At 71.8% G+C, this 10,676-nt stretch carries 8 protein-coding genes; 4 read left to right on the top strand and 4 right to left on the bottom strand.

Going from position 1 to position 10,676, the window contains the following annotated elements:
* Nucleotides 1-301 precede the first annotated feature (301 nt).
* The gene (locus tag MY520_RS27430) at nucleotides 302-709 is read left to right on the top strand and encodes a tyrosine-type recombinase/integrase (protein ID WP_436695867.1); all 408 of its coding nucleotides are present in this window, start codon (nucleotides 302-304) and stop codon (nucleotides 707-709) included.
* 142 nt (nucleotides 710-851) lie between these two features.
* On the opposite strand, the gene MY520_RS27425 is transcribed toward MY520_RS27430, so the two are convergent.
* Genes MY520_RS27425 through MY520_RS27415 form a run of 3 tightly spaced genes read right to left on the bottom strand, consistent with a single transcriptional unit; the run spans nucleotide 852 to nucleotide 5,822 of the window.
* Complete coding sequence (locus tag MY520_RS27425; RefSeq protein ID WP_436695866.1) at nucleotides 852-3,215, bottom strand: hypothetical protein; 2,364 nt, start codon at nucleotides 3,213-3,215, stop codon at nucleotides 852-854.
* Nucleotides 3,208-3,642, bottom strand: a complete 435-nt coding sequence (locus MY520_RS27420) for a radical SAM protein (RefSeq protein WP_436695865.1) — start codon at nucleotides 3,640-3,642, stop codon at nucleotides 3,208-3,210. The genes MY520_RS27425 and MY520_RS27420 overlap by 8 nt, the downstream gene beginning before the upstream one ends.
* Complete coding sequence (locus MY520_RS27415; protein WP_436695864.1) at nucleotides 3,639-5,822, bottom strand: molybdopterin-containing oxidoreductase family protein; 2,184 nt, start codon at nucleotides 5,820-5,822, stop codon at nucleotides 3,639-3,641. The genes MY520_RS27420 and MY520_RS27415 overlap by 4 nt, the downstream gene beginning before the upstream one ends.
* A gap of 550 nt (nucleotides 5,823-6,372) precedes the next feature.
* Between MY520_RS27415 and MY520_RS27410 the strand changes: the two genes are divergently transcribed.
* From MY520_RS27410 to MY520_RS27400, 3 genes are all read left to right on the top strand, one after another.
* Complete coding sequence (locus MY520_RS27410; protein ID WP_436695863.1) at nucleotides 6,373-8,085, top strand: molybdopterin molybdotransferase MoeA; 1,713 nt, start codon at nucleotides 6,373-6,375, stop codon at nucleotides 8,083-8,085.
* A 288-nt stretch (nucleotides 8,086-8,373) separates the two neighbouring features.
* Nucleotides 8,374-8,523, top strand: coding sequence for a hypothetical protein (locus MY520_RS27405; protein ID WP_436695862.1), 150 nt, complete (start codon nucleotides 8,374-8,376; stop codon nucleotides 8,521-8,523).
* A gap of 526 nt (nucleotides 8,524-9,049) precedes the next feature.
* Nucleotides 9,050-9,820: a hypothetical protein gene (locus tag MY520_RS27400; protein WP_436695861.1), complete on the top strand. Its 771-nt coding sequence runs from the start codon at nucleotides 9,050-9,052 to the stop codon at nucleotides 9,818-9,820.
* Nucleotides 9,821-9,879: 59 nt separating this feature from the next.
* On the opposite strand, the gene MY520_RS27395 is transcribed toward MY520_RS27400, so the two are convergent.
* Nucleotides 9,880-10,260, bottom strand: a complete 381-nt coding sequence (locus tag MY520_RS27395) for a hypothetical protein (RefSeq protein WP_436695860.1) — start codon at nucleotides 10,258-10,260, stop codon at nucleotides 9,880-9,882.
* Between the last annotated feature and the right edge of the window lie 416 nt (nucleotides 10,261-10,676).

The following is a 10,676-nucleotide window of genomic DNA, read 5'->3' as shown; positions in this document are numbered from 1 at the left end:
TGACCAGCTTCTCCTGGTTCTCGGGGAACAGGGAATCGTCGAGGAAGTGCATGTCAATTCTCCATGTCGAAGGCTGAATCGGAGCGGAAGAGTTGCCATTTCGCGGCGTGCCGAAGTGCATGGGAATGCTCTGGAGGACCGGCACGAGCCTTGGGCGCGGGATTCGCGCCCCACCCCGTATGCAATAATTGTGAGGGCCGTGAGGTGGGAAGGCTGCACCGTTCCAGTCAGATTCCTTGACCATTTCGGACACCCGCGGACGTGGCGCACGATTCGACACTGGAGCTCGAGCTCCCCTGTCGTGTCGACAGGACCTCGCTGCCCGGAGCGGAACTGCAGGAGAACGCGAGGTCGCTCCCCCATCGTCGACGCACTGGCGCACTGGCGCACGGGCGTCGTCGGCGTCTGGCCCGCGCTCCACGTCGGCGAACCGGGACGGCAACTGGAGGGGACACGTCATGGGCGACCCGGCACCGTCCTACGGCGCTTCGAGGTCCTCGCGGAGCGTGCCGGCCTCCGCGGCGTCACGCTCCACACCCTGCGGCACTCCGCGGCGAGCTTCCTGCTGGCCGCCTGCACCCACACCAAGGTCGTCCAGGAGCACCTCGGACACTCCTCGTACGCCGTCACCGCCGACATCTACAGCCACGTAGGTCCCGCCCAGCAGCGCGAGGCGACCGACCGGCTCGACGAGGCGCTCCGCTGGTGACCGTTGCAGCCGAGGGCTCCATGGCGCTGCTCGCCGGCCGCTCCGACTCCGCAGAGGAGGTGGCGCAGCCGGCCCTGATCGCGTCATGAGTCCAACCCGCAGAACCTCCGCACGGCCGCGAGCTACACCACCCAGCGGTACGTCACCCGAGGTACCGGCCGGTGACGCTGTCCGGGTGTGCAGCGAGGGCGCCGGGCGGGCCGGTGACGACGACGGTGCCGCCGCGGGGCCCAGCGCCGGGCCCCAGCTCCACGACGTGGTCCGCCGCGCCGATCACCACAAGGTCGTGGCTGGCCGCCACCACCGTGGCCCCCCGGTCGACCAGGCGGTGTAGGTGCGTCACCAGCATCTCGACGTCGGCCGGGTGCAGGCCGGTGGTCGGCTCGTCGAGCAGGTAGACCGTCTCCGGGCCGCCGCCGCGGCGGGGCCGGGCGAGCTCGGTGGCGGTCTTCAGCCGCTGCGCCTCGCCGCCGGACAGCTCGGTCGCCGGCTGCCCGAGCCGCAGGTAGTGCAGGCCGACGTCTCGGAGCGCCGTGAGAGGGCCGCCGACCGCGGGCACGGCGATGAAGAACCCGGCGGCCTCCTCGACCGTGAGGTCGAGGACCTCCGCGATCGTCGCTCCCCGGTAGGTCACCTCGAGCGTCTGCGGGTTGTATCGGGCTCCGTCGCAGGTGGCGCAGCGCGCGTAGAGCGACGGCAGGAAGAGCAACTCGACGCTGACCCACCCCTCCCCCTCACAGTCGGGGCAGCGGCCGGCCGGTCGGTTGAAGGAGAACCGGCCGGCGTCGTACCCCCGGCGGCGCGCCTCGGCGGTCGCGGCGAACAGCGCACGCACGGCGTCGAACAGGCCGGTGTAGGTAGCCAGGTTGGACCGCGGGGTGCGCCCGATCGGGGTCTGGTCCAGCCGGACAACGCGCCACCCGCCGCCCTCGAGCGCGGCCGCCGCCTCGTCGAGCAGGCTGCTCTTCCCCGAGCCCGACACCCCGGTGACGACCGTCAGCACCCGGCGCGGCAGGTCGACGTCGATGCCGCGCAGGTTGTGGCGGGACAGCCCCCGCAGCGTGATGTGCTCGTCGGGGGCGCGCGCCGGCCGCGGCGCCACCGGGGCTCCCCCGAACAGGTACCGGCGGGTGACCGAGGCGGCGACACCGGCCAGCTCCGCCACCGGCCCGCTGTGCAGCACCCGACCCCCGGCGACCCCGGCGCCGGGCCCGACGTCGACCAGCCACTCGGCCTGCCGCACCACGGCCATGTCGTGCTCGACGACGAACACCGAGTTGCCCGCCGTCCGGAGTCGCCGCAGCACCTCGACGACGGCGGCGGTGTCGGCCGGGTGCAGTCCCGCGGAGGGCTCGTCGAACACGTAGACGACGCCGAACAGGCCGGCCCTGACCGTCGCCGCCAGCCGCAGCCGCTGCAGCTCCCCGGCCGACAGCGTGGGCACCGGCCGGGCCATCGTCAGGTGCCCCAGACCGAGCCCGGTCAGCGTCCCGATGCGCTCCACCAGGTCCTCGACCAGACCCTTGCCGACCGGGGAGGCGAGGTCGGCTCCGGTCAGCAGCGCGGCCAGCTCGTCGAGCGGCAGCGCGGTCACCTCGTCGATGGCGTGCCCGCCCACGGTGACCGCCAGGGCCTCCTGCCGCAGCCGCCGGCCGGCGCACGCGGGACAGTCCGCCGTCTCGACGAACTGCAACGCCCGTCGCCGGAGCGCCTGGCTCTTCGTCGTCGCGATCGTGTGCAGCACGTACCGGCGGGCGCTCGTGTAGGTGCCCTCGTAGGGGCCCTGCACCGTCGTCGCGTCGCGGACCGGGGTCACGGTGACCACCGGCTGCTCGTCGGTGAACAGGATCCAGTCCCGTTCCTCCTGCGGCAGCTCCCGCCAGGGGCGGTCCACGTCGTGCCCCAGGGCGCCGAGGATGTCGCGGAGGTTCTTGCCGTGCCAGGCACCCGGCCAGGCCGCGATCGCCTTCTGCCGGACGCTCAGAGACGGATCGGGGACCAGCGTCTCCTCGGTGGTCCGGTACGTGCGGCCCAGCCCCGAGCAGGCCGGGCAGGCGCCCGCGTGCGTGTTCGGCGAGAACGCCTCGGAGTCCAGCGGGGGCGCGCCCTGCGCCGCCGTGCCGGCGCGCGAGAACAGCAACCGAAGCGTGTTCGACAGCGCCGAGAGGCTGCCCACCGTGGAACGGTCGGTGACCCCACCGCCGCGCTGTTGGCGCAGCGCGACCGCCGGGGGCAGGCCGCCGACGTCGTCCACGTCGGGGGCCGCCACCTGGGTGATCAGCCGGCGCGCGTGCGGGGCGAGCACCTCCAGGTACCGGCGCTGCGCCTCGGCGAACACCGTGCCGAAAGCCAAGGACGACTTTCCCGACCCGGAGACGCCGGTGAACGCGACCAGCGCGTCGCGCGGGACGTCGACGTCGACGTCGCGCAGGTTGTGCACGCGGGCACCGCGCACCCGGACGAACCCGCCGCTGGGATCGGTCTCCGGGGCCGGCGGCTCAGCCACCGATGCAGGACATCGCGATCCGGGCCGGCGCCGGTCCGGCCTCCTCGGCGAGCGCGCCCCGGGCGCGGGTACAGCTGCCGCAGAACGGGGCGGTCACCTCGACCAGCCGGGCCACGAGCTCGACGACGTCGCGCCGCAGCTCCGGCTCCCCACCGGTGAGCCGGATCTTGCGCACCGCGAGCGCCTCGAGGACCCTGCCCACCCGCACCAGCTCGTCGACGTCGAGCAGGTCCCGGCGCGGCAGGAAGCGGCGCGCCGGGCCGAGCGCCTTCCGGGGCGTGCAGTGCGTGCAGCGGACGTTGCACCGGTCGGTCACCGAGATCCGCAGGTCCTGCTGTTGCCGCACGCGCCGGTCGACGACGGCGCGGGCAGCGGCCGGCGCGGCGACGTCGCCGGCCGGATGCCCCGGCGGGGCCACCGCGGTCACGGGACGACGAGCGCCGGGGGGTCCCCGGCCTTCCGGACCTCCACCAGGTTGTCCGAGTACACCCCCGCGTTGCCCAGCATGTTGTGCCGGTCGGCGGTGATCGAGTTGACCGTGCTGCCAGAGCTCCTGCTCTGCCAGTGCCCGACGTTGGCCATGACCACCCCCGGCATCAGCGCGTCCTCGATGACGGCGGGGCCGGTGAAGCCGCCGCGGTCGTTGAACACCCGCACCGTCTCCCCGCCGACGATGCCGCGGTCGGCGGCGTCGGCCGGGTGGATGAACACGCGCTGCTCGCCCTGCACGGCCTGCTTGTCCGAGGCGTTGGCGTACTGACTGTTGAGGAAGGCGTGCGGCTTGGGCGAGACGATGTTGAGCGGGTACCGCTTGGCCAGCTCCGGGTCGGACTCCGGCGACTCGAAGGGCGGCACGTAGTCCGGCAGCGGGTCGACGTAGCCGCCGGGCTGCATGGCCTCGTACATCGACCGCCACACGGGGACGACGAAGTTGCCGCCCTCAGCGAGGCTCGACCGGAACTCGCACTTGCCCGACGGGGTCGGGAAGTTGCCCTCGGCGTGTGGCGCCCGCTCGCCCGGCAGGCCGACGTCGAGGCGGGCCCAGCCGGTCTGCTTGAGCGTCTCGAGCGTGATGCCCTGCAGCGCCGGGGCGTCCCAGTCGTGGAAGTCGACGAGCATCTCCTCGTCGGTGCGCTTCCAGTAGTCGTCGTCGAACCCCATCGTCGCGGCCAGGCGCCGGAACAGCTCGACGTTGGGCACGCAGTCGCCGGGTGGGGCGATGGCCGGCTGGTTGAGCGAGATGTAGAGGTGGCCCCAGGTGACCATGATGTCGAGCTGCTCGGCCTGCATGGTCGCGGGCAGCACGAGGTCGGCGAAGCGCGCCGTGTCGGTGATGAAGTGGTCGCTGACCACCGTGAAGAGGTCCTCGCGCATCAGCCCCTGCATCGTCTTCGTCTGCGCCGGGCCCTGCGAGACCGGGTTGGAGTTGTAGACGAACAACGACTTGATCGGCGGGTCCAGGGCCATCTCGCCGGTCAGCGCCATGCCCAGGTCCAGCTCGTTGACCACCCGGGTGCCCTCGGGGATCCACTGCGGCATGCAGATCCGGTCGAACAGCGTGGGGAACTCCCAGATCGGCATCTCCATCGTGCCGCCGCCGACGTGTCGCCAGGCTCCGACCAGCGCCGGCAGGCAGGTGATGGCCCGGATGGCCTGGCCGCCACCACGGCTGCGCTCGATCGCCACACCCTGGCGGATCGCCGCCGGCTGGCTGGTCGCGTACTCGCGGGCCAGCGTGCGGATGTCCTCGGCGGGGATGCCGGTGATCTCCGCGACCCGCTCCGGCGGGTAGGCCGCCGCGCGCTCGGCCAGTTCGTCGTAGCCGACCGTGTACCGCTCGACGTAGTCGGTGTCGGTCAGCCCCTGCGCGATGATCTCGTGGATCAGCCCCATGGCCAGCGCGCCGTCCGTCCCGGGCCGGATGGGGATGTGCCAGTCGGCCTGATTCGCCGTGCGGGTGCGGACCGGGTCGATGACGACGATCTTGGCGCCGTTCTCCTTCCGCGCCTGCAGGATGAACGGCCAGCCGTGGATGTTCGTGCTGGTCATGTTCATGCCCCAGACGACGATGTACTTCGCGTGCACCATCGACTCCACGTCGAGGCCGCCGGTGCCCCCCACCGTCATGTGCCAGGCGGTCGAGGAGCCCGACTCGCAGTAGGTCTTCTCCGCGACGGTCGACCCGAGCCGGTTGAAGAACGCGTCGCCGGAGGTCAGGCCGTTGAGCACGCCCTGATGCCCGAGGTAGGCGTGCGGCATGATCGCCTGGCTGCCGTACTCGTCGATGATCGCCGTCCAGCGCTGCTTGATCTCGGCGAGCGCCTCGTCCCAGGTGATCGGCTCGAACTCTCCGGCGCCCTTCGGGCCCACCCGGCGCATGGGGTGCATCAGCCGGTCGGCCTGGTAGTGGTGCTCGGGGAAGTTCTTGAGCTTGACGCAGAGGCGCCCCTTGGTCATCGGGTGGTCGGGATCGCCCTGGACGTCGACGAGCCGACCGTCGTCGACGGTGTAGAGCATGGCGCAGGTGTCCGGGCAGTCGTGTGGGCACGCGCCGCGGACGATCGTCAGTTCCTTGCCGCGCAGGCCGGCATCGGGTGCGAGCGTCATCGGGAGGACCTCCACGGAAGAGACGGAATGGGCGACCACCGGCCCGTGCGGAAGCGGGGTCCGAGGTTGTCATCTCAGCCGATCCGGCGTTACAGAGGTGTGTCGGAGGAATGAAGATGTGCGCGCGCCGGGACGGCGTCCATGGCCACCGTTTCCGCGGCACCGGAAAGTGTGGAGATGAATCGAAAATCGCCGCGTCGGCGCCGTTTCGCGGGCATGTCGCTCCAGCTCAGAGCGCTGGACGGCCGCCGGCCTCGCCATTCCGGCGGTTTCCGCCGCGACCGGACAATGGCACCCTGACGGCTGTTGCACCGGCGCCTCGGCCATTCCACCCGGCGTCGCTCCCCGGTGCGCACCGCTCGGTCCCCGACCCGGAGGAGCACGGGATGCCCACGATGCCGCAGGCCCTGGAGTACGCGCGTTCGGCCGTCTCTGCCGAGGACTACGAGCCCTGCGAGGTCGGCGGCGAGCCCGCCCTCCCTGCACGGTCACCGAGCCGTACGAGAAGCTCGGCACCACCAGCGGCTGACGCCGTTCGCAGGGGCGGCGAGTGACCGCCACCCAGCCACGGGCCGTCGACGACCACCCCTCCTGCGGCTGCGCCGCACCGCGGGCCACCACGCCGCCCGCTGTCCCGGCCGATCCGGTGGCCGCGGCGTTCAGCGCCTGGATGCACACCTGCCGGTCCGCGGGCTGGCATCCCGCCGTCAGCGGCGAGACGGTGACGGTCGACGCCGCCCGCGACCGCGTCACCTCCGCGGAGCTGCGCGCCCGGCACCCGGTGCCCGCTTACCGGGCCGCGGCCATGGACGGCATCGCGGTGACCAGCGGCCCCGACCCGCGCGAGGGGCCGGTCGAGCTGGGCCCGGCGGAGTTCGACCGCGTCGACACCGGCGACCCGGTGCCGGACGGCCGCGACGCGGTCGTCATGCGCGAACAGGTCGCCTTCCTGCCCGGCGGGAGCGCGGTGGTCACCGGCCCGTGGCCCTCCCCCGGCCGCCACCTGCGGCGGATCGGCGAGGACGTCGAGTCCGGGGCCGTCGTGCTCCCCGCCGGGCACCGCATCCGGCCCGTGGACGCGGCGGCGCTCGCGGCGGTCGGGCACACCACCGTGAGCGTGCGCCGCCGTCCGGTCGTGGCGATCGTGCCGACCGGCGACGAGATCCGGCCGATCGGCTCTTCGCTGCGCCCCGGCGAGATCCTGGACACCAACTCGCTGATGCTCGCCGGCCTGTCCGAGGACGCCGGCTGCACGGCGCTGGCCCTGCCGGTCGTCCCGGACGACCCCGACCGGATCACCGCGGCCCTGGCCCACGCCGCGGAACGCGCCGACCTGGTCCTGGTGATCGCCGGCTCCAGCGCCGGACGCGACGACCACACCGGTTCGGTTCTCGACCGGCTGGGCCGGGTCGCGGTGCGCGGCGTCGCGATGCGGCCCGGGCACCCGGTCCTCCTCGGGGTGTTGGAGTGCGAGCGGATCGTGCCCGCCGTCGGCGTGCCGGGCTACCCGGGATCGGCCGAGCGGGCCTTCGCCTGCTTCGTGCGGCCGTTGCTGGACCGGCTCCTGGGTCGCGATTGCGATCCGGTCACGGAGCGCGCGATCCCCGCCCGGCTGGCCGTCGCGCTCCGGTCACCGGAGCACGTCGAGGACCACGTCCGCGTCCGGCTCGCCCGGATCCCCCACCCGCGGACCGCCGAGGAGCGACTGGTCGCCGCCCCCCTGCCCCGCGGCGCCGGCGCGCTGACCACGCTCGTGCAGGTGGAGGCGGTGCTGCGAATCCCCGCCGGTACAGGAGAGCTCCCCGCCGGGACCGCCGTCCTGGTGGCGCCCGTCGCCGGCGCCCCGTGCGCGCCGGACACCGTGGTCGTGCGGGGACGGCGATCGGCCGCAACGGAAGCCCTGGTGGACGTGCGCGCCGCGGAGCTGCCGGCCGGGGCGATGGCCTGGGTGGCGTGTCCCGAGGCCGACGCGATCGACTCCCTGGCCGACGGGCTCTGCCATGCCGCCGCGCTGGCCCTGCCGCTCCGGCAGGGTCGGCCGGACGAGCGCGCCATCGCCGCCTACGCGCGGCGGCTGGGCCCGATCACCGTCCTCGAAGTCGCGCGCACCGCCGACCTCGTCGAGGTGCTGGTCGTTCCTGGGGCGTCCGCCTCGTGCCGGCCGGTCGAGGGGCTGCGCGCCGCCCTGGGCTCGATGGCCTTCCGGCGCCGCCTGCGCGACCGCACGGTCGCCCTCGAAGGCCCGCCGCGTGCTACCCGTTGACGTCAACCGGGTCCTTGTGCCGCCTGGGACACGCTTGTGGACCTCTGCCGCGGGGGCCGGGTCCGCTCGGTGGACGTCACCAGTCGGCGACTTTCTCCGGTACTTCTCCAGCGAGTCTCCTGGTTGCCCTGCTGGATCGCTCAGTGCAGAATCGTCAGAATCGAACGCCGAGCCGGAGCTCGGGCTGAACGCCTCGACGGGTAGCGGGTGCCGAACGCCCCGCGGACCAGCGCAGGATCGCTGCGCAGCTGCAGCACCGGCGTCATGCGACGAGCCGACGCTGCGGGCATGGCGGCCAGCCTGTACGTGACCGGCACCCACGTCGCGTCGGTCGAGCACGACCCGCTCCGGGACGGCCGGGACCTGCGCCGCGCGGTGGCGTTGGCCCACGCAAGGCCGACGACGCTGACCGTCGACGGCGGCTTCAGCGCGGTGTGAGTTCGGCGTGGTGGGTCGCACGAGAACCAAGCGTGACCTCATGGTGGTCATCAGTGGGGGTCACACCGCCCTGGCAAGCGGCCAGGGGCCGTTCCGGATCTCTCCGGATACGGCCCCTGAACTGCGGTTTCCCGCTGTCGGGCTGACAGGATTTGAACCTGCGACCCCTTGACCCCCAGTCACATTCGATGGGTCGACGACATCGCCGGACTGCCTCGGCTGTCAGGCATGTCGACCGCTTGGTCTGCCGCGTCACCTGACACGCTGCGACAACGGTGGCGGACGCCCCAGCGCCAGACTCAGGTGGCCTGAGGGGACAGTGTCGGGCGGGTAACGGCATGCATGTGGCCGCCGTGCGTGACAGGTGATCACTCCGGGCGGCGAGTTCATGGCCATGGCCCCCGGATCGCCAGCTACATGCGATCGTCGGAGGATCACCGACACGCGCGCTCGAACTGCTGTGCACAGCGCACTTGCCACGAGTTTGTGCGACTCTCAGGCTGGTGCCATGCATCTCAGTCGGCTGATGAAGACTCGCGAGTTCACCTACTCTGTCCGGGGAAACGCTGCGACATTCGATGACGTGCTACCGGATTTCGACCGCAACGAGCGACTTGGGATCGTCAGCCGCACCGCGGGATCGTCTCTCCGAGCAGCTGGATTGCTACTGGCCGCCGTCGGCCGCTTCTACGAGATCAGACTCGCGGAGTCCGAGGACTTCTACGCCTACCCCAACTTCTTCGTCTTCCACGTAGGAGATCTGCACGGCTACCACGGCATGATCGACGTCTGGCCGGAGCACAAGGAAGTCATCGTGGGCAAGGGCCCTGAGTCCATCGTCAGTGCCGTCAACGACCGCGGCATCACGCGCCTGCTCATCGAAGAGGCGCCCAGGGCGCGAGGCCTGATGGCACGAGAGACGGTAGAGGGACTGCGCGAGAGTCTGAAGACGGCTTATACCTTCGATCCGTTCGGGGCCGGTCTAGATGGCGCCGACGTGGTCGTCACGCCATCCTCGACCGCGGTCGGAAGTATTGCCGAGAGTGCTCGAGCTTCGAGTTCCATCCTCGGCAGCGAATTGGCCGAGCATCTGGCGAGCAGGGCCGCAGAACCTCAGTTCTTCCGCCCCCTCGGCGTCGAAGAAGTCTTCTCGGTGCTGTCCGGCTACGGGGAATCCGATCCGGACCTGACTTTTTCCTCGGACTATCAAAGAGCGCACGCACTCACAGAGTCGGACATGGATCGGCATCGCTACGCCGTGGGAACCAGCGTGCGGCCGGGTGACGCTGCGGATTGACGCCCCGTGGAGTTTCCCATCGGACGAGTGCAGGACGTCGGAGGAGACGTGGGCGGCGATCAGGGTTCGTCGACGGGCACGCGGGCGGCCACTCTGCCGGTGACGAGGTCGACGTCGACGAGTCCGTCTCTCTGAGCCGCGGCGACGAGCCGCAAGGAGAACCCGTTTCGTCTCAGCGCGTGGATCGTCGTGTCCGGGCGTCCACGGAGGAAGGCCCTCATCTCCCCGTGTGACCTGCGGTAGCCGGCGCGAGGAGTGGCCTCCCCACGGCCATCGCCCCCCTCCCGGGATCTGACCGCGCAGAAGCCGTGCCGACGACACGGGACGATCTCGCCCACGTCGGGAACGAACGTGGGGGCCTCGTAGGTGAGGACCTTGTCGCACCACAGCGTTGCGGTGTAGCTCCGGCGCGCCCTCTCGCTGAGGAAGGTGGTCGGCATTCCGTCACGTCTCCTCTGGGTCGAGAATCCGGCAGGCGATGCCCGACCCAGGCTCCTCCCCGGGTGCGGGTCTGGGGATCGGGGGAGAACACGGGCCGCCCCCTCGATGGAAGACCCGGCCTGTCCTCAGGGGCGAGCCGATCGACCGCGCCCGGGACATAGCGCTCGTCCCGCCCACCGGGGCGCGGAGACGCGGCGCAGCTGGATGTCCTCGACCACGATGGTCAGGGAGTTCCCGGTCACGATCACCGGCTGGAGCGAGGTGAGACCGAACGGGCCGTGGCCTGGCCGTTGCTCCTCAGCCCTTGCGGGCGGCGATCTGCTCGGTGGCCTGCGGCACGACGGTGTTCAGGTCGCCGACGACGCCGAAGTCGGCCAGCTCGAAGATCGGCGCCTCGGGGTCCTTGTTGACCGCG

Source organism: Geodermatophilus sp. CPCC 205506 (assembly GCF_051383635.1).
GTDB lineage: Bacteria > Actinomycetota > Actinomycetes > Mycobacteriales > Geodermatophilaceae > Geodermatophilus.
Note: the sequence above shows the minus strand (reverse complement) of the source record. Positions and strands in the feature narration are given on the sequence as shown.